Annotated in this window: 13 protein-coding genes and 1 other RNA gene; 6 read left to right on the forward strand and 8 right to left on the reverse strand. The window is 59.6% G+C overall.

The features are described 5' to 3' along the window. Nucleotides 1-8: 8 nt before the first annotated feature. The 6 genes from ffs to AC07W5_RS07725 all read right to left on the reverse strand — a co-directional run bounded on the left by ffs (nucleotide 9) and on the right by AC07W5_RS07725 (nucleotide 9,312). Nucleotides 9-105: signal recognition particle sRNA small type (ffs, locus tag AC07W5_RS07700), an RNA gene on the reverse strand. A 160-nt stretch (nucleotides 106-265) separates the two neighbouring features. Next, nucleotides 266-1,429, reverse strand: a complete 1,164-nt coding sequence (locus AC07W5_RS07705) for a zinc-binding metallopeptidase family protein (RefSeq protein ID WP_495023127.1) — start codon at nucleotides 1,427-1,429, stop codon at nucleotides 266-268. Between the two features lie 164 nt (nucleotides 1,430-1,593). Beyond that, nucleotides 1,594-3,951 carry an NAD-dependent DNA ligase LigA gene (gene ligA, locus AC07W5_RS07710; protein ID WP_495023128.1) on the reverse strand — a complete coding sequence of 786 codons (2,358 nt, stop codon included), beginning with the start codon at nucleotides 3,949-3,951 and terminating at the stop codon, nucleotides 1,594-1,596. Between the two features lie 100 nt (nucleotides 3,952-4,051). Beyond that, entirely contained in the window at nucleotides 4,052-4,903 is an 852-nt protein-coding gene (gene zipA / locus AC07W5_RS07715; protein ID WP_495023129.1) for a cell division protein ZipA, read from the reverse strand. A 258-nt stretch (nucleotides 4,904-5,161) separates the two neighbouring features. Next, nucleotides 5,162-8,650, reverse strand: a complete 3,489-nt coding sequence (gene smc, locus AC07W5_RS07720; RefSeq protein ID WP_495023130.1) for a chromosome segregation protein SMC — start codon at nucleotides 8,648-8,650, stop codon at nucleotides 5,162-5,164. 2 nt (nucleotides 8,651-8,652) lie between these two features. Continuing rightward, entirely contained in the window at nucleotides 8,653-9,312 is a 660-nt protein-coding gene (locus AC07W5_RS07725; RefSeq protein ID WP_495010608.1) for a GntR family transcriptional regulator, read from the reverse strand. A 282-nt stretch (nucleotides 9,313-9,594) separates the two neighbouring features. Here AC07W5_RS07725 and xdhA point away from each other — a divergent pair, with 282 nt between their 5' ends. The 4 genes from xdhA (at nucleotide 9,595) to guaD (ending at nucleotide 15,729) form a co-directional block, all read left to right on the forward strand. After that, nucleotides 9,595-11,049: a xanthine dehydrogenase small subunit gene (gene xdhA / locus AC07W5_RS07730; RefSeq protein ID WP_494992368.1), complete on the forward strand. Its 1,455-nt coding sequence runs from the start codon at nucleotides 9,595-9,597 to the stop codon at nucleotides 11,047-11,049. Then, nucleotides 11,042-13,441, forward strand: a complete 2,400-nt coding sequence (xdhB, locus tag AC07W5_RS07735) for a xanthine dehydrogenase molybdopterin binding subunit (protein WP_495023131.1) — start codon at nucleotides 11,042-11,044, stop codon at nucleotides 13,439-13,441. Before xdhA ends, xdhB begins: the two co-directional genes overlap by 8 nt. Nucleotides 13,442-13,573: 132 nt before the next feature. Continuing rightward, complete coding sequence (gene xdhC / locus AC07W5_RS07740) at nucleotides 13,574-14,416, forward strand: xanthine dehydrogenase accessory protein XdhC (protein WP_494992370.1); 843 nt, start codon at nucleotides 13,574-13,576, stop codon at nucleotides 14,414-14,416. An 8-nt stretch (nucleotides 14,417-14,424) separates the two neighbouring features. Next, nucleotides 14,425-15,729 (forward strand): guanine deaminase, encoded by a 1,305-nt coding sequence (gene guaD, locus AC07W5_RS07745; protein WP_494992371.1) that lies wholly within the window; start codon nucleotides 14,425-14,427, stop codon nucleotides 15,727-15,729. A gap of 122 nt (nucleotides 15,730-15,851) precedes the next feature. On the opposite strand, the gene AC07W5_RS07750 is transcribed toward guaD, so the two are convergent. Further along, the gene (locus AC07W5_RS07750) at nucleotides 15,852-16,616 is read right to left on the reverse strand and encodes a GntR family transcriptional regulator (RefSeq protein WP_494992372.1); all 765 of its coding nucleotides are present in this window, start codon (nucleotides 16,614-16,616) and stop codon (nucleotides 15,852-15,854) included. A 256-nt stretch (nucleotides 16,617-16,872) separates the two neighbouring features. On the opposite strand from AC07W5_RS07750, the gene AC07W5_RS07755 reads away from it, so the two are divergent. Further along, a complete protein-coding gene (locus tag AC07W5_RS07755) occupies nucleotides 16,873-18,063 on the forward strand; it encodes a benzoate/H(+) symporter BenE family transporter (protein ID WP_494992373.1) in 1,191 nt (396 codons plus the stop codon). A gap of 174 nt (nucleotides 18,064-18,237) precedes the next feature. On the opposite strand, the gene AC07W5_RS07760 is transcribed toward AC07W5_RS07755, so the two are convergent. After that, nucleotides 18,238-18,582, reverse strand: a complete 345-nt coding sequence (locus AC07W5_RS07760; protein WP_494992374.1) for a YggL family protein — start codon at nucleotides 18,580-18,582, stop codon at nucleotides 18,238-18,240. Nucleotides 18,583-18,814: 232 nt separating this feature from the next. Here AC07W5_RS07760 and dacB point away from each other — a divergent pair, with 232 nt between their 5' ends. Then, complete coding sequence (gene dacB / locus AC07W5_RS07765) at nucleotides 18,815-20,275, forward strand: D-alanyl-D-alanine carboxypeptidase/D-alanyl-D-alanine endopeptidase (protein WP_494992375.1); 1,461 nt, start codon at nucleotides 18,815-18,817, stop codon at nucleotides 20,273-20,275. The last annotated feature ends 32 nt before the right edge of the window (nucleotides 20,276-20,307 follow it).

Consider the following 20,307-nt stretch of genomic DNA (forward strand, 5'->3'; position numbering starts at 1 on the left):
GGTGGCGACCCCACCAGCCACACCCCGGCACACAATGTCACCGCTGCGGCTGCTCCCTTCCAGGCCTGACCGGGTTCACGGCTGATCGTTGCGGGGGGACCGATGGGGTCACCATAACGACGCTCGCCAGTGGCGAGCCGCGCCATTGTACCGATCTGACAAGAACTTACAACCGTCGGTTTCAGATAAAAAATATGAGCAAGGTCAAGGACCTGCGTTGCTCTGGAAAAGATCGTCCGAACGCGGCCCGAACCTGCGGCAGCGCCTACACCTGCAACACATCATTCGCCCGGCCACCCTCTTGCTGGATGACCAGATGGATAAAGTGCAATTTGGCTATGACCGGCGGTGGCAGGACAAACGGATAGAAATCCGGCTGCCCCATGCTGCGTGACAGCTCATTGAGCATGCCGGCCAATTCGATCCAGGCGTTGATGAAGGACAGGAATGCCGCGCCACCGGGATGCTGCGGGTCGTAGAGTGTCTCAAGCGCGAATGGCTGGTAGTCGAAATCCATCTCCCGGGCGCTCATGCCGAAGCCCAGAGCGGTGTCGACCGCGTCCATCATGTGCAGGTAGTGAGCCCAGGTTTCCGCCCAGTCTTCCCATGGGTGCATGGTGGCGTAGGCGCTGACATAGCCCTGCTGCCAATCGCCCGGCGCGCCCTGCTGGTAATGCCGCTCCAGCGCCTGGACATAGCTGGCGCGCTCGTCGCCGAACAGGTTGCGGAATGGTTCGAGCCAGTGACGGCTGGCGATCAGCCGGTCCCAGTAGTAATGCCCCGTTTCATGACGAAAATGCCCGAGCAAGGTGCGATACGGTTCGTGCATTTGCACACGGACCTGTTCCCGATAGACGTCATCCGCCTCTTTGACATCGAGGGTGATCAGGCCGTTGGCGTGGCCGGTGGTCGGCGGTTTTCCTTCAAGATCCATACCGACGAAATCAAAGGAAATACCTATATCTTCATCCTGGGTTTTCGGGATGACCTGCAAACCCAGGCCGAGTAACTGCGCGACGAGGCGACGCTTGGCAGTTTCCACCTTGCGCCAGCGCTCATGATTCTCGGGGATCGACAGGTCGGGAATGGTGCGATTCAGACTACAGGCAACACAGTGAACGCCTGCGCTGTGAGCTGGCAGCAGCCAGTTACAGGCTGCCGGCGTATCGAGATTGGCGCAGCGGCGCAACAGCCCTGCTTGCGGTTGCGCATCGAGTTGCCAGGTATCCACTTGCGGCCCGGGTTGCAGCGATGACAAGCGCCCCAGTTCCGGCTGATACCCCAGCGCTGCCAGGCAGGCCAGGCATTGACTGTTGCGAAAGAACAGCGACTGTCCGCAGCGACAATGCCAGACCTTACTGTTGCGGCTGCTCTCCCCCATGAAGGGGGCGGTGATGCGTGAGCTCAGCTGTTCGAAGAAGCGGTACATGGCGATCTCTCCCTGGGGCCTGCCAAGACTGGATCATGTTTAGAACCCGATCATTCCCACGCTCTGCGTGGGAATGCCGCCATGGATGCGCAGCAATCGCCTTCGGCTGTGACGCAGAGCGTCACGGGATGCGTTACCACGCGGAGCGTGGGAACGATCAAAAATCACACGGTGATGTTGTGCTTGCCCAGAAACGCGACAAATGCCTCTTCATCCAGCACCTTCAATCCCAGCTCATTGGCCTTGGCCAGTTTGGAGCCGGCACCCGGCCCGGCCACCACGCAATGGGTTTTCGCCGACACCGAGCCTGCCACCTTGGCGCCCAGGCTTTCGAGCTTGTCCTTGGCGATGTCGCGACTCATCAGCTCCAGGGAGCCGGTCAGCACCCAGGTCTGGCCGGCCAGCGGCAGGCCTTCGACGACCTTCTTTTCGCTCTGCCAATGCATGCCAAAGGCTCTGAGCTGCGTCTCGATCTGCAGCGCACGCTCAGCGTGCCCAGGATGATCGAAGAATTCACGCACCGCTTTCGCCTGCTTCTCGGCAAGCGCCTGACGCATGTCCAGCCAGTCGGCCTTGATGACACCTTCGAGCGAACCGAACTTGTCGGCCAGTTTCTGCGCTCCGCCCGGGCCGACCGAAGGAATATGCAACTTGTCGATCAAGCCTCCCAGGGTCGTGCTGGCAGCGAACTCTGCACCCAGCTCACCCTGGTCCTGAATATCCAGGCCACGCGCCAGCAACTGCTCGATCACCGTGGTGTTGTGCTTGTCCTCGAAGAAGCTGTGAATCTCGTAGGCCACTTCCAGCCCGACATCCGGCAAGTACGTCAGCACTTCCGGCAATGCTTGCTGAACGCGCTCCAGGGACGCCAGCGAGCGAGCGAGCACCTTGGCGGTCTCTTCGCCGACATCGGGAATACCCAGTGCGTAGATGAAGCGAGCGAGGCCCGGTTTTTTACTGTCGGCGATGGCGCCGAGCAGGTTTTTACTGGACAGCTCGGCGAAGCCTTCAAGGTCGACAATCTGTTCGAAGCTCAAGGTGTAGAGATCCGCCGGCGACGTCACCAGCCCCTCATCCACCAGTTGCTCGACACTCTTTTCGCCCAGACCTTCGATGTCCATGGCACGCCGCGAGACGAAATGGATAATTGCCTGCTTGAGCTGTGCTCCACAGGCCAGTCGGCCGACGCAGCGATAGACTGCGCCTTCGCTGACGGTTTCGCGCCCTTTGCTGCGCTTCACAAGCTGCGTGCGCTCGACATGAGAGCCACACACCGGGCAGTGTTCGGGAATCTGCACCGGCCGGGCGTTTTCCGGGCGACGTTCGGTCACCACTTGCACCACTTGCGGGATCACGTCACCTGCGCGACGAATGATCACTGTGTCACCGATCATCAGGCCGAGCCGGGCCACTTCATCCATGTTGTGCAACGTGGCATTGGAGACAGTGACGCCTGCGACCTTGACCGGCTTCAAGCGCGCTACGGGAGTCACGGCACCGGTGCGGCCCACCTGGAATTCCACGTCAAGCAGCTCGGTGAGCTCTTCCATCGCCGGAAATTTATGGGCAATAGCCCACCGTGGTTCGCGAGCCCGAAAACCGAGTTCGCGCTGCGACGCCAAGCTGTTGACCTTGAACACCACCCCGTCGATTTCATAGGGCAGCGCATTACGGCGCTCACCGATATCGCGGTAGTAGTCCAGGCATTCGTCGATACCCGTGGCCAGTTTCAGTTCGCGACTGACCGGCATGCCCCAGGCTTTCAATTGCAGCAGATTGCCAATATGGGTATCGGCAAACTCGACCGACACCTGTCCGAGGCCGTAGCAACAAAACTCCAATGGACGGCTAGCCGTGATCTTCGAGTCCAGCTGCCGCAGACTGCCGGCAGCGGCGTTGCGTGGATTGGCAAAGGTCTTGCCGCCGACTTCCAGTTGCGTGGCGTTGAGCCGCTCGAAACCGGCCTTTGACATATAGACTTCGCCGCGCACTTCCAGAGTCGCCGGCCAGCCACTGCCTTGCAGCTTCAGCGGGATGTTGCGCACGGTTCGCACATTGACACTAATGTCTTCGCCAGTGGTGCCATCGCCACGGGTCGCGCCGCGCACCAGCACGCCATCCTGATACAGCAGGCTGACCGCCAGGCCATCGAGCTTCGGCTCGCAGCTATATTCCACCGCCGCGCCACCACCAAACAAATCGCCGGCTGGCAGGTCGAGGCCTTCGTTCACCCGGCGATCGAACTCGCGCATGTCGGTTTCTTCGAAGGCATTGCCGAGACTGAGCATCGGCACTTCGTGGCGCACCTGAGTGAATGCCAAAAGCGCCGCACTGCCGACTCGCTGGGTCGGCGAGTCACTGGTAACCAGCTCGGGATTCGCCGCTTCCAGCGCCTTGAGTTCATGGAACAGCCGATCGTACTCGGCGTCCGGAATACTCGGCTCGTCGAGGACGTGGTATCGGTAGTTGTGCTGATCCAGCTCAGCGCGCAGTTCCAGGATGCGGTTTTCGACGGCGGTCATGGGTGTTCTCTCATAAAGCAAAAGAGCAGCCGAGGCTGCTCAATCTTCAAAATACGATAGCGTAAGAAGCAAACCCCGTGGCGAGGGGCCTGCTTGGGCCTTAGCGCTTCTGGGTCAGGGCGCGGCGTTCGAATTCGACGATGCGTTGACGGTAGTGCTCGATGGTCTGGGCGGTCAGTACGCTGCGCTGATCGTCCTTGAGTTCGCCATTGAGTTCCTGGGACAGCTTGCGGGCTGCGGCAACCATCACATCGAAAGCCTGCTTTGGATGACGCGGACCTGGCAAACCGAGGAAAAAGCTCACGGCTGGCGTGCTGAAGTGATCGATATCGTCCAGATCGAACACGCCCGGCTTGACCGCGTTCGCCATGGAGAACAGGACTTCGCCATTGCCGGCCATGCTTTCGTGACGGTGGAAGATGTCCATCTCACCAAAACGCAGTCCGCTTTCCAAAATGTTCTGCAACAGCGCCGGACCTTTGAAGCCGCCAGCATCACGGCAGATCACGCTGATCACCAGGACTTCTTCCGCTTGTGGCTGATCTTTTTCTTGAGCCGCACTGGAAGAGCGGGTTTCATTCGGGAAGTCATCGTCACGACTGCTGAAGCTCGGGCCGCCATCCAGGTCGAGGTTGAGATTCAAGTCACCCTGATGCGGTTCACCGCCACGCTTGCCACGCTTGGAACCCGATTCACGGGGTTCACGGGCAGGCATGCTCACCGACGGCAAATCGTGCTCGTCGAGCTGCGGTTCCTTATGGTTATCCAGCACACGCGGCGGGCCCAGCAATTCGGCAGCAGTGTCTTCGTCGGGCAAACTGGACAGGCTCCGGTCCAGACGAAATTTCAGCTTGCCCTTGCCACCGCGCATGCGGCGCCAGCCATCAAAAAGAATACCGGCAATGACCACAATGCCGATGACTATCAGCCACTCGCGCAGACCGATTTCCATGTAATCCCGTGCCTCTATAAAAAATGCTGATGAATAAAGGGCTTAGCAAGCTGCAAACCCCTTTAAAACGTGGCGCCAACTCTATGTTCTGACAGGCGTTTTACCCACGCATACGAAAAATTGACATTAAACTAGCACGACCAAAGATAACTTTACACCGTCTGTCGCAATGGCTTGAGCCAATATGTCGATTGGCCAGCAAGTCGCGGAAAATAAAACCTCCTACAGCCCGTAGAAAATCATATTCCGCACAACGACTTATGCCTCCACCATTGCCATCGCCTCCTCAACATCAACTGCCACAAGGCGTGAACAACCGGGCTCATGCATCGTCACCCCCATCAACTGATCGGCCATTTCCATGGCGATCTTGTTGTGGGTGATATAGATGAATTGCACCGTCTGCGACATCTCTTTCACCAATCGGGCGTAGCGTCCAACGTTAGCGTCATCCAGCGGGGCGTCAACTTCGTCGAGCATGCAGAATGGTGCCGGATTCAATTTGAAGATCGCAAAAACCAGTGCCAGCGCAGTCAGCGCCTTCTCACCACCGGAGAGCAGATGAATGGTGCTGTTCTTCTTTCCGGGTGGACGCGCCATGATCGTTACCCCTGTATCGAGTAGATCTTCGCCCGTCAGTTCCAAATAAGCGCTGCCGCCACCGAAAACTTTTGGAAATAGTGCCTGTAAACCACCATTGATCTGATCAAAGGTATCTTTAAAGCGATTGCGGGTTTCCTTGTCGATCTTGCGAATCACGTTTTCCAGCGTATCGAGGGCTTCGACCAGATCGGCATCCTGAGCATCCAGATAACGCTTGCGCTCGGACTGCTGCTGGTACTCGTCGATGGCCGCGAGGTTGATCGCGCCCAGTCGCTGAATTCGCGCAGCAATACGTTCAAGTTCTTCTTCGGCTTCTTTTTCGTTGGCTTCTGCCACCAGTGTGGCGAGCACTCCGTGCAAGTCGTAGCCATCTTCGAGCAATTGATCCTGCAAGGTCTTGCGGCGCACGGTCAGAGCCTGCCATTCCATGCGCTGCTGCTCGAGCTGACCGCGGATCAACTGCGATTGCTGCTCGGCCTGGCTGCGGCGCTTCTCGGCGTCACGCAATTCGCGGTCGGCATCTTCCAGGGCGATCTGCGCGGTCCTCAGCTCTTCGTCGACGCTCAGGCGCTTGTCGAGCAACTCTTCAAGCTTGAGCCGCAACTCTTCCAGCGGCGCTTCGCCCTCCTCCAGATTAAGGCTGAGCTGTTCGCGCTTTTCCGTCAGGCGCTCGGATTGCAATTCCAGCCGTTCCAGCGCCTGACGGGTTGAATCGTGCTGCGCCTTGAGCGAGCCCAGACGCACCGCCAATTGGTGCGCGTGGTCTTTATGCTGGCGGGCTTCCTGGCGCACTCGGTCGAGACGCTCACGCAAGCTGTCGCGTTGAGCCAGCAGCAACTCGCGCTGCTCGGTGTCGACCGCCATGCTGTCCAGAGCGTCCTGCAATTGCAGACGCGCCTCGCCAACCTGTTCATGCTCCAGAGCGCGCTGTTCGCCCAGCTCACCGAGTTCTTCATCAAGTCGAGTGCGGCGTAACGTCAACTGTTCGGCCTTGGCTTTACCGGCGGACAGCTGAGCTTTCAATTCGCCCTGCTGGCGCGCTTCGTCCTGCAGCAAACGGCGCAGGTGTTCGCGACCGCCCTCTTGCTGACGTTGCTGGGCGCGCAGGTTTTGCAATGTGGTTTCCAGGGTTTGCACTGTGGCTTCGCGCTCTTCGCGTTCAAGCCCCAGACGCTGGATTTCCTGTCCGCGCGCCAACATGCCGCTCTCGGCTTCACTGGCGCGGCGTACCCGCAAAAAGTGCCGCCCAACCCAGTAGCCGTCACGGCTGATCAGGCTTTCGCCGCTCGACAACTGGCCGCGCAGCGTCAACGCCTGTTCGAGGCTGTCCACCGGTTTGACCTGCCCCAGCCACGGCGACAGATCGATCAGCGCCTCAACCTTGTCGAGCAGACTGCCGGGGATCCGCACACTGTCGCTGGCCGGGCTGAGCAAGCGCAGATCGCCCTGGACAAACCCGGACAGATCGAAACCGGCAAAATCGTCGACCAGCACCGCTTGCAGATCGGCACCGAGCACGGTTTCCACCGCCAGCTCCCAACCCGCCTCTACTTTCAAGCCTTCGGCCAGGCGCGGACGCTCGGCCAGATGTTGTTCGCGCAACCACTCGGCGGCGCCGGTGCCCGGATCAAGCGCTGCTTGCTGCAACGCCTCCAGCGAAGCCAGACGGCCGTTAAGTCGTTGCAAGTCGCCCTGCGCCTGCTGCTGGTTTTGCAGAGCCAGTTGCAGCGCTTGACGCAATTGCTCAAGCCGCTCGACCTGCGCTTCTTCGCTGGCCTGCAAATCTTCGAGTGTTGCCTGGCTGGCGGCGAGCTGTTCGCTGAGGTCGAGTATCGCCGCATCTTCCGGGTCCGCCGACAGCAAGTCACGCTCCTCGGCCAAGCGACGTTGACGATCGGCCAGGCGCTCCATGCTGGTTTCCAGCTGCTGGATCCGCGACTGCTGCACTTCGGCCTGGCGACGCGGCTCGGCGGAGCGCAGGTTGAAACTGTCCCACTGCTCCTGCCAGCCATGCATGGTGGTTTCCGACTCTTCCAACGTAGCGGCGGCTTCTTCAGCGGCGGCACTGGTCACTTCCTGCTCGGGCTCGAGCATCTGCAGCTCTTCGCCCAGGGTCGCCAGCAAGGTGCGGTCATGGCCCAGATGGGACTCGGTTTCCAGCCGCGAACGCTCGGCTTCGCGCAAGTCGTCCTGCAACTGACGCAAACGTTGTTGGCCATGCTGAATGCTTTGCTCGACCCGTGCGATATCGCCGCCGACCGAATAGAAACGCCCTTGCACCAGATTGAAGCGCTCGGAGAGGTCGTGATGGCCATCGCGCAACCGCTCGATGCTGGCATCGGCGTTGCGCTGTTCGGCAACCAGGGCTTCGAAACTGATTTCCTGGGTGCCGATAATCGATTCGCGCTGCCCCACCTGCTCGTTCAACGCCTGCCAGCGCAACGCTGACAGTTGAGCCTTGAGCTGACGCTCTTCGCCTTTATATTCCTGATACTTCTCGGCGGCCTGAGCCTGACGGTGCAAACGCTCGAGCTGACGTTCCAGCTCGTCACGCAGGTCGGTCAGGCGGGCGAGGTTTTCGTGAGTGCGGCGGATGCGGTTTTCGGTTTCGCGCCGGCGCTCCTTGTATTTGGAGATCCCCGCCGCTTCTTCGATGAAATTGCGCAGATCCTCGGGCTTGGCCTCGATCAGCTTGGAGATCATCCCCTGCTCGATGATCGAGTAGCTGCGCGGACCCAGGCCGGTGCCAAGGAAGATATCGGTGATGTCTCGACGGCGGCATTTGGCGCCATTGAGGAAGTAGCTGTTCTGGCTGTCGCGGGTGACTTTGCGGCGGATGGAAATCTCCGCATACGCCGCGTATTCCCCGACCAGCGTGCTGTCGGAGTTATCGAAGACCAGTTCGATGCTGGCCTGGCTGACGGGCTTACGACTGGTGGAGCCGTTGAAAATGACGTCGGTCATCGACTCGCCACGCAGGTTTTTTGCCGAGCTCTCGCCCATCACCCAGCGCACGGCGTCGATGATGTTCGACTTGCCGCAACCGTTGGGCCCGACCACCGCCGCCATGTTACTGGGGAAGTTCACCGTGGTCGGGTCGACGAATGATTTGAACCCCGCCAGTTTGATGCACTTGAGCCGCACGTTCAGGCAACCGTCAACGCTGACAGCACCAGATCGCAACTACGCTGGGCATAAGCCGAGAGCACTACGCGAATCTGCGGCAAGTCACGGGCCAGCACGGCAGCCAGCAGTTGCTCGAACAGGTCCAGGAACCCGCTCATCTCAGCCTTGCGTTGTTCCAGCGCGAGGAAATACGCGCGGCTCATGGCCGGCTGCAGATTTTCGACAGTTTCCTGCAAATACGGGTTATTGGCGAAGGGGTACGCAGCACGCATCACATTGAAGCTGTCTTCGACAAACGTGCGGATGTCCTGACGTTCGTAACTGTCGACCAGCCGCTGCTGGATTTGCAGGAACGGCGCCATATCAGCCTGAACCGCCCAACCGTTGGCAACCGAATTGCCAAGCAGGATGTACAGCTCGCTCATTAGCGTGCACAGGCTCTGCACCTTGTGTCCGGTGAGTTCGGTCACGTGGGCGCCGCGACGCGGCAGGATCGCAACCAGGTGGCGGCGCTCGAGGATCAGCAACGCTTCGCGCACCGATCCGCGGCTGACATTGAGGGCCTGCGTAACCTTCTGTTCCTGGATGCGCTCCCCGGGCTTGAGATCCCCGCGAATGATACGTTCGGCGAGGTAGTGGGCGATTTGCTCGGCGAGGCTGTCCGGCGCCTTGAACGTCATGGTTTTCCTTCAAAATCTTCGATCGGTACAAGCGGCGCAGTGTAGCGCAATTGCCAGGTCATGGCGCAGGGCGCTGAATGGTAATGACCAGGGCGCTGAATCTGGCACGAAATAAGCTAAAAGCACCGTACCCCGGGAGGGTCAATAATGATTGGAGGGGTCGTTAATCGGTAAAACAGTATTTCCTGACCTTTAAGTCAGAAAATCATTGACCGAAAAGTCAGACATGACTAAATTCGGTACAAATCGGTTAACAACAATAATGAGTCTGCGAGGCCTTCCGTGATCCAGTTTTTACTAAACCAGGAACTCCGTAGCGAGCACTCCCTGGACCCGAACCTGACCGTGCTCAATTATCTGCGCGAGCACGTGGGCAAACCCGGCACAAAAGAAGGTTGCGCCAGCGGTGATTGTGGCGCCTGCACCGTGGTCGTCGGCGAGTTGCAGACGCAAGACGACGGCCGCGAGCACATTCGCTATCGCAGCCTCAACTCGTGCCTGACCTTCGTATCGTCGCTGCATGGCAAACAGCTGATCAGCGTTGAAGACCTCAAACACCAGGGTCAGCTTCACAGCGTGCAAAAAGCCATGGTCGAGTGCCACGGTTCGCAATGCGGTTTCTGCACGCCCGGCTTTGTCATGTCATTGTTCGCGCTGCAAAAGAACAGTGATCAGCCGGACTCCCATAAAGCCCACGAAGCGTTGGCCGGCAACCTCTGTCGTTGCACCGGCTATCGACCGATTCTCGCCGCTGCCGAACAGGCTTGCTGCGGCAAGCCGAGCGACCAATTCGATGCCCGCGAAGCCGAAACCATTGCACGCCTGAAAGCCATCGCGCCGACCGAAACCGGCGAACTCAACAGCGGCGATAAACGTTGCCTGGTGCCCTTGACCGTCGCTGATCTGGCCGACCTTTACGATGCCTACCCGCAAGCACGCTTGCTGGCCGGTGGTACCGACCTGGCGCTGGAAGTGACACAGTTCCACCGTGCCTTGCCAGTAATGATCTATGTCGGCAACGTCGCCGAAATGAAGCGCGTCGAACGCTTTGACGATCGCCTGGAAATCGGCGCCGCCACCTCGCTGTCCGATTGCTATGAAGCACTCAAGGCCGAGTACCCGGACTTCGGCGAACTGCTGCAACGCTTCGCCTCGCTGCAAATCCGCAACCAGGGCACGCTGGGCGGCAACATCGGCAACGCCTCACCGATCGGTGACTCGCCACCGCTGCTGATCGCCCTCGGCGCGCAAATTGTTTTGTGCAAAGGCCAAACCCGCCGCACGCTGATGCTGGAAGACTATTTCATCGATTACCGGGTGACCGCGCGCCAGGAAAGCGAGTTCATCGAAAAGATCATCGTGCCCCGCGCCACAACCCAACAGATGTTCCGCGCCTACAAGGTTTCCAAGCGCCTGGACGACGATATCTCTGCGGTCTGCGCGGCATTCAATCTGCGCATTGAAAATGGCGTGGTCGCTGACGCCCGCGTCGCTTTCGGCGGCATGGCCGCAACGCCAAAACGCGCCAAAAGCTGTGAAGCCGCCCTGCTCGGCTCGCCGTGGAACTCAACTACCGTCGAACGCGCCTGCGTCGCTTTGGGCGAGGACTTCACGCCGCTTTCGGACTTCCGCGCGAGCAAGGAATACCGCCTGCTCAGCGCGCAAAACCTGCTGCGCAAATACTTCATCGAACTGCAAACACCGCACATCGAGACTCGGGTGACCGCTTATGTCTAATCATCACGCCGTAGAAAAGACTCAGGCTGAACTCGCCGAACTGTTTTCCCAGGACCTGACCACCGGCGTCGGCCGCAGCGTCAAGCACGATAGCGCGGACAAACATGTGTCCGGTGAGGCGGTGTACATCGACGACCGCCTGGAGTTCCCGAATCAGCTGCACCTGTACGCGCGGCTGTCCGACCGTGCCCACGCGAAAATCATCAGCATCGACACCGCGCCGTGCTACGCCTTTGAAGGCGTGCGCATCGTCATCACCCATGAAGATGTGCCAGGCCTTAAAGACATCGGGCCGCTGCTGCCCGGCGACCCGTTGCTGGCCATCGATGATGTGCAGTTCGTCGGCCAGGTGGTACTGGCTGTAGCGGCCAGAGATCTGGAAACCGCGCGCAAAGCGGCCATGGCCGCGATCATCGAATATGAAGATCTGGAGCCCGTGCTTGACGTGGTCGAAGCGCTGCGCAAACGCCATTTTGTGCTCGATAGCCATACCCATCAGCGGGGCGATTCGGCAACCGCACTCTCTACCGCAGAGCATCGCATCCAGGGCACGCTGCACATCGGCGGCCAGGAACACTTCTATCTGGAAACCCAGGTCTCTTCGGTAATGCCCACCGAAGACGGCGGCATGATTGTTTACTGCTCGACCCAGAACCCCACCGAAGTGCAGAAACTGGTGGCGGAAGTGCTGGACGTATCGATGAACAAAATCGTCGTCGACATGCGCCGCATGGGCGGTGGTTTCGGCGGCAAGGAAACCCAGGCGGCGAGCCCGGCATGCCTCTGCGCCGTGGTTGCGCACCTGACCGGCCAGCCGACCAAAATGCGTCTGCCGCGGGTCGAAGACATGCTGATGACCGGCAAGCGTCATCCGTTCTACATCGAGTACGACGTCGGCTTCGACAGCACTGGCCGCTTACATGGCATTCAACTGGAACTGGCGGGTAACTGCGGCTGCTCGCCGGACCTTTCGGCCTCGATTGTCGACCGCGCAATGTTCCACGCCGACAACTCCTACTACCTGGGTGACGCGACCATCAACGGTCACCGCTGCAAGACCAATATCGCGTCGAACACCGCCTATCGGGGCTTTGGCGGCCCACAAGGCATGGTCGCCATCGAAGAAGTGATGGACGCCATTGCCCGCCATCTGGCCCTCGATCCTCTGGCGGTGCGCAAGGCCAACTACTATGGCAAGACCGAGCGCAACGTCACCCATTACTACCAGACCGTCGAGCACAACATGCTCGAGGAAATGACCGCTGAACTTGAACAAAGCAGTCAGTACGCCGAGCGGCGTGAAGCGATCCGTCGCTACAACGCCAACAGCCCGATTTTGAAAAAAGGTCTGGCGCTGACACCGGTGAAATTCGGTATTTCCTTCACCGCCAGCTTCCTCAACCAGGCAGGCGCGCTGATCCATATCTACACCGACGGCAGCATCCATCTGAACCACGGCGGCACGGAGATGGGCCAGGGTTTGAACGTCAAAGTCGCGCAGGTTGTGGCCCAGGTGTTCCAGGTCGAGATTGATCGGGTGCAGATCACCGCAACCAATACCGACAAGGTTCCGAACACCTCGCCGACTGCCGCCTCCAGTGGCGCCGACCTGAACGGCAAGGCCGCACAGAACGCCGCTGAAATCATCAAGCAGCGCTTGGTGGAGTTTGCCGCACGGCAATACAAAGTCAGCGAAGAAGACGTTGAATTCCACAACGGCCATGTACGGGTGCGCGATCACATCCTGACCTTCGAAGCGCTGGTCCAGCAGGCGTATTTCGCTCAAGTGTCGTTGTCCAGCACCGGCTTCTACAAGACCCCGAAAATCTATTACGACCGCAGTCAGGCCCGTGGTCGGCCGTTCTACTATTTCGCCTACGGTGCGGCCTGTACCGAAGTGATCGTCGACACCCTGACCGGCGAATACAAGATGCTGCGTACTGACATCCTCCACGACGTCGGCGCCTCGCTGAACCCGGCCATCGATATCGGTCAGGTCGAGGGTGGCTTCATTCAGGGCATGGGCTGGCTGACCATGGAAGAGCTGGTGTGGAATGCCAAGGGCAAACTGATGACCAACGGCCCGGCCAGCTACAAGATCCCGGCGGTCGCGGACATGCCGTTGGACCTGCGAGTGAAACTGGTGGAAAACCGCAAGAATCCGGAAGACACCGTGTTCCATTCCAAGGCCGTCGGCGAACCGCCGTTCATGCTCGGCATCTCCGTCTGGTGCGCGATCAAGGATGCGGTGGCAAGCCTGGGCGATTACCGTCACCAGCCAAAAATCGACGCACCGGCGACCCCGGAGCGGGTGTTATGGGGCTGTGAGCAGATGCGCCAGTTGAAGGCGGCGAAAGCCGTGGAAGCCGAGGCTGAACTGGCTTCTTCGTGATGATCGTTGATCGTTCCCACGCTCTGCGTGGGAATGCAGCCCGTGACGCTCTGCGTCACATTTCAAGAGCGGACGCGGAGCGTCCAGAGATGCATTCCCACGCAGAGCGTGGGAACGATCTGTGAGGTGTGTATGTACAACTGGATCAGCGCACTCGCCGACCTGCAGAACCAGGGCGAACCCTGCGTGTTGGTGACCATCATCGAAGAGCTCGGCTCGACACCGCGTAATGCCGGTTCGAAGATGGTCGTCAGTGCTACGCAGGCTTTCGATACCATCGGCGGCGGGCACCTGGAATACAAGGCAATGCAGGTCGCCCGGGAAATGCTTGCCAGCGGCAAACAGGACACCCACCTGGAGCGCTTCACCCTGGGCGCAAGCCTTGGCCAGTGCTGCGGCGGCGTGACCGTGTTGCTGTTCGAACCGATGGGCCAGGTCCAGGCGCAGATCGCGGTCTTCGGCGCCGGCCATGTTGGTCGGGCGCTGGTACCGCTACTGGCCAGCCTGCCCTGCCGGGTGCGCTGGATCGACTCACGGGAGCAGGAGTTCCCCGAACAGATCCCTCATGGCGTGCTCAAGATCGTCAGCGAAGAGCCGGTGGATGAAATCGACAATCTGCCCGCCGGCAGCTACTGCATCGTCATGACCCATAACCATCAGCTCGATCTGGAATTGACCGCCGCGATCCTCAAGCGCAACGACTTCGCCTACTTCGGCCTGATCGGCTCGAAAACCAAACGGGTCAAGTTCGAACATCGCCTGCGTGACCGCGGTTTCGACAACGCGCTGCTGCAACGCATGCGCTGCCCGATGGGTATCGGCGAAGTCAAAGGCAAGCTGCCTGTGGAAATCGCCATCTCCATCGCCGGCGAAATCATCGCCACCTATAACGCAAATTTCGGCCAGCACACCGCGAAAGCCGAACCCATTGCAAAACTGCTGCCTGCCTCACGCCGCAGCCAAGCCACGAACTGAGAAATCCCATGCCTTTGACTCGCAAAGCCTACCGCGCGGCCATCCTGCACAGTATCGCCGACCCTGCCGTGGTTGGTATCGAAGCCTCTTACGAGTATTTCGAGGACGGCTTGTTGGTGACTGAAAACGGCCAGATCAGCGCCATCGGCCATGCCAGCGAACTACTCGCCAGGCTGCCAGCCGATATCGATGTCACCCATTATCAGGATGCGCTGATCACTCCCGGTTTCATCGATACCCACATCCATTTGCCGCAGACCGGCATGGTCGGTGCCTACGGTGAGCAACTGCTGGACTGGCTCAACACCTACACCTTCCCGTGCGAAAGCCAGTTCGCCGATAAAGCCCACGCCGAAGAAGTCGCGGACATATTCATCAAGGAACTGCTGCGCAACGGCACCACCACCGCGCTGGTATTCGGCAGTGTGCACCCGCAATCGGTGACTTCGTTCTTCCAGGCTGCCGAGCAGCTGAACCTGCGGATGATCGCCGGCAAGGTGATGATGGACCGCAACGCGCCGGACTACCTGACCGACACCGCCGAATCCGGCTACCTCGAAAGCAAAGCGCTGATCGAACGCTGGCACGGCAAGGGCCGCCTGCACTACGCGGTGACCCCGCGCTTCGCGCCAACCAGCACCCCGGAGCAACTGACGCTGGCCGGGCAATTGCTCAGCGAATACCCCGACCTGTACATGCAGACGCACATCAGCGAAAACCTGCAGGAAGTGCAATGGGTCAAGGAATTGTTCCCGCAGCGCAGCGGCTACCTGGACGTGTACGACCACTACAAGCTGCTGGGCGAACGCTCGGTGTTCGCCCACGGCGTGCATCTGTGCGACGACGAATGCGCGCGTCTGGCCGAAACCGGTTCGGCAATCGCCTTCTGCCCGACTTCGAACTTCTTCCTCGGCAGCGGCCTGTTCAACCTGCCGATGGCCGAGAAGCACAAGTTGAATGTCGGACTGGGGACGGATGTCGGCGGCGGCACCAGTTTCTCGTTGCTGCAAACCCTGAACGAAGCGTACAAGGTCATGCAATTGCAGGGTGCACGTCTGAGCCCGTTCAAATCGTTGTACCTGGCCACCCTCGGCGGTGCTCGGGCACTGCGTCTGGAAGACAAAATCGGCACGCTGCAACCGGGTACCGACGCCGACTTCCTGGTACTCGACTACAACGCCACGCCGTTGCTCAGCTATCGCCTGAAACAGGCCAGTAACATCGCCGAGACGTTGTTTGTATTGATGACGCTAGGGGATGACCGGACGGTATTGCAGACCTATGCGGCAGGGAATCTGGTGCATCAGCGCTAGATTTTCCGGACATTGATCGTTCCCATACTCTGCGTGGGAATGCAGCCCGTGACGCTCTGCGTCGCTGGACGCGGAGCGTCCCTAGAGGCGTTCCCACGCGGAGCGTGGGAACGATCAAAGATTCAAATCTTCGCCGCGGAACGCCCTGGTTTCTTGATCTGCAACAGATGCGAGAACACTGCGTGCAAGTCGTCCGAGGCGCCTTCTTCGTCGAGGTTGAGCTTGCTGTCGATGTGATCCATGTGATGCATCATCAGGTCCACCGCAAGCGTCGCGTCGCGAGCCTCGATGGCATCGATCAATTGAGTGTGCTCATCGTAGGAGCAGTGCGAGCGGTTGCCGCTTTCGTACTGGGCGATGATCAATGAAGTCTGGGACACCAGGCTGCGCTGGAAGCTGATCAGCGGTGCATTCTTCGCCGCTTCAGCCAGTTTCAAGTGGAACTCGCCGGAAAGCCGGATACCCGCCCCGCGATCGCCACGCGAGAAGCTGTCGCGCTCCTCGTTGACCATCTGCCGCAGCTCGGTCAATTGCTCGGCCGTCGCATGCTGCACCGCCAGCTCGGTAATCGCCCGCTCGACCAAACGTCGTGCAAGGAATACCTGACGGGCTTCCTCGACGCTCGGGCTGGCGACCACCGCACCGCGATTGGGCCGCAACAACACCACGCCTTCATGGGCCAGACGCGACAAGGCGCGGCGGATGATGGTGCGACTGACCCCGAAAATTTCCCCCAGCGCTTCTTCGCTCAACTTGGTGCCGGGCGCCAGACGCTGTTCGAGGATAGCCTCGAAGATATGTGCGTAGACAATATCGTCCTGGGTTCCGCTGCGGCCGGCCTTGCCTGCGCGCGGTTGTTTCTTGAGGGGTTGCAACTGTTCGTTCATGGGCGCTCGAGTGAGGAAAACTGCGGCGAATTAACCGTGACTGTAATACGACACGGCGGGTCGCGGGCAAGTATCGCGTAAAAAACATGGCACATTGTACACAACCGGCTGTGCTAACACGACTGTACGGCAGTTTACGCCCGCGGCTGTATTGCAATGATCAGATACGTTTGAGTTTAGGCTTGAACATAGAATCTGCGGCAGCTCCTGCGCTCTGGCCACGGATCATCTTGACCAAAACAAGGAACACCGCTCCATGAACGACGCCACTCAAGTGCAGTTACGCCCGTTGGCCGACACTTCGCCGTCAGCCATCGTCGCTGGCTTCATCGCGATGATGACCGGCTACACCAGCTCGCTGGTGCTGATGTTTCAGGCTGGCCAGGCGGCCGGACTGACCAGCGGACAGATCTCGTCCTGGATCTGGGCGATCTCGATCGGCATGGCGGTGTGCAGCATCGGTCTGTCCCTGCGCTATCGCACCCCCATCACCATCGCCTGGTCGACCCCGGGCGCGGCGCTGTTGATCACCAGCCTGGGCGGCGTGACCTACGGCGAAGCCATTGGCGCCTATATAACCTGTGCGGTGCTGGTGACCATCTGCGGGCTGACCGGGAGTTTCGAACGCTTGGTCAAGCGTATTCCCGCCTCGCTGGCCGCGGCGTTGCTGGCCGGGATTCTGTTCAAGATCGGCAGCGAAATTTTCGTCGCCGCGCAACACCGCACGGCACTGGTGCTGGGCATGTTTTTCACCTATCTGGTCATCAAGCGCCTGTCGCCCCGCTATGCGGTGCTTGCCGCGTTACTGATCGGCACTGCGCTCTCCAGCCTGATGGGGCTGCTGGACTTCAGCGGCTTCAGCCTTGAGGCCGCCACGCCGATCTGGACCACGCCGCACTTTTCCCTGGCTGCGACCATCAGCATTGGCATTCCACTCTTCGTAGTGGCGATGACCTCGCAGAACATGCCGGGCATCGCCGTGCTGCGCGCCGACGGTTACAACGTGCCAGCGTCGCCACTGATCACCACCACCGGCATTGCTTCACTGCTGCTGGCCCCGTTCGGCTCCCACGGCATCAACCTCGCGGCGATCAGCGCCGCCATTTGCACCGGGCCGCATGCCCATGAAGACCGCAACAAGCGCTACACCGCTGCGGTCTGGTGCGGAATTTTCTACGGGATTGCCGGGGTATTCGGCGCCACACTGGCGGCGCTGTTCGCTGCGTTGCCGAAAGAACTGGTGCTGTCGATTGCCGCCCTGGCCTTGTTCGGCTCGATCATCAACGGCCTGAGCATCGCCATGTACGAAGTGAAAGAACGCGAAGCAGCGCTGATAACCTTCATGGTCACCGCATCGGGACTGACGCTGTTTTCGATTGGTTCGGCGTTCTGGGGGATTGTGGCGGGGGTGTTGACGCTGGTGATTCTGAACTGGCGTAGGGCGTAGCAGCTGGCGAAGCCTGCGTTCGGCCGCGCAGCGGTCGCAATATGGATATCGCGGTCATTCTGAATAAATGCGCAAACTGATTTTACGACCGCTTCGCGGCCGAACGCAGCCTGGCGGCAGCTGCTACAGAGCAGTATCGAATCAGCGGCCCGGGCGGGCCGCTGATTCATGACATCAGGCTACCGGATTGATTGGTTTTTCCGGGTACCAGACGTCCAGCAGCGGGCTGACTTCAACGCTGGTCAGCTCGGTGCGGGCTTTGAGCCAGGATTCAACCGTGGCGCGTTGCTCTTCGCTGACCGAACCGCGCTTGATCAGGCAAACCAGACCGTAGTCATCGCCGCCAACATAGCCGAGGCCGTTGGCTTCCATCGCTTGATTCAGGAACGCGTCGAGGAAAGCGTCAATAGCTTCATCAGCCAAATCTTCTTTGAAATCCAGGTTCAGCTCGAAACCCAGCTCTTGAAATTCATCGACGCACAGTTTTTTGCGCAGACGCTGGGAACGGTTAGTCGCCATGGAACAATCCTCATAAGTAATAACGGGCGGCACTTTAGCAGTTTAAGCCGCCGATTGCCTGACTCTCTGGGGGCTTGGGCCTACCGCTGGTAAAAAAATAGCGAATTAGGGGGGCAGCCTAAGGCACAAGCCACTCCACCTTGGGGCATAATGCCGACACTTTCATGACCACTGAGGGAATTTATCAACATGCCCTCATCTTTTTCCCCTCGGCTGTAGGGTTTTACTTCACATGATCAAATCTTTGCGTCCATTGCTGCTTGCCAGTCTTCTTTTGCCCCTGGCGCTCCCTGTTTCTGCTGCCCCGATCAATACCGCCCTGTCACCCAACGTTGAAAAGGCCCTCAAGGCCAGCAAGTTGCAGGACAGCGCCTTGTCCCTGGTGATGATCCCGCTCAACGGCCCCGGCACCCCGACCATCTTCAATGCCGACGTCTCGGTCAACCCGGCATCGACCATGAAGCTGGTCACCACCTATGCCGCCCTGGAAATGCTCGGTCCGAACCACCAGTGGAAGACCGAGTTCTACACCGACGGCACCCTCAGTGGCGGCATCCTCAACGGTAACCTGTACCTCAAGGGTGGCGGCGATCCGAAGCTGAACATGGAAAAACTCTGGCTGCTGATGCGTGACCTGCGGGCCAATGGCGTGCAGCAAGTCACCGGCGATCTGGTGCTGGACCGCAATTTCTTCGTGCAACCGCAATTGCCGGAGTTCAATGACGACGGCAATGACGAGAACAAACCGTTTCTGGTCAAACCCGATTCATTGATGGTCAACCTCAAGGCGTTGCGCTTTGTCGCTCGCAATGACTCGGGCAAGGTACTGATTTCCGTCGAACCGCCAATCGCCAGCATTCAAATCGACAATCAGGTCAAAGCCATCAACTCCAAGCAGTGCACCGGTAACGTGCGCTACAACCCGGTAACCCGGGCCGACGGCGGCGTGAACGTGACAGTCAACGGCCAGCTGGGCGACGGCTGCAGTTCGCAGACCTACCTGTCTCTGCTCGACCACGCGACCTACACCGCCGGTGCCGTGCGGGCGATTTGGCAGGAATTGGGCGGCAGCATTCAGGGCAAGGATCGTCTGGCCGCCGTGCCTAAAGATGCCAAGGTTCTGGCCCGGGCGTTCTCGCCGGATCTGGCAGAGATCATCCGCGACATCAACAAATACAGTAACAACACCATGGCCCAGCAACTGTTCCTCAGCCTCGGCGCTCAATACCGCAACGATGCCGACGCAGATGACGCCAAAGCCGCCCAACGCGTAGTTCGCCAGTGGCTGGTGAAGAAAGGCATCACTGCGCCGCATCTGGTCATGGAAAACGGTTCCGGCCTGTCTCGCGCCGAACGGGTCAGCGCCCGGGAAATGGGCGCGCTGCTGCAGGCGGCCTGGAGAAGCCCGTACTCAGCCGAGTTCATCAGTTCGATGCCGATTGCCGGCACGGACGGCACCATGCGCAAACGCCTGAAACGCACAGCCATGGCCGGTGAAGCGCATATAAAGACCGGCACCCTGAATACCGTACGCGCCATCGCCGGCTTCAGCCGTGACAGCAACGGTAACACCTGGGCAGTGGTGGCGATCCTCAATGATCCGAAACCATTTGGCGCGTCCTCGGTGCTCGATCAGGTACTGCTGGATCTTTACCGTCAGCCGAAATCGGCGGCGACGGCTTCGGCGCTTTAACCCTCAAAACCATTGCTGATCGTTCCCACGCT

This window comes from Pseudomonas sp. GW821-FHT01E05 (assembly GCF_059422425.1).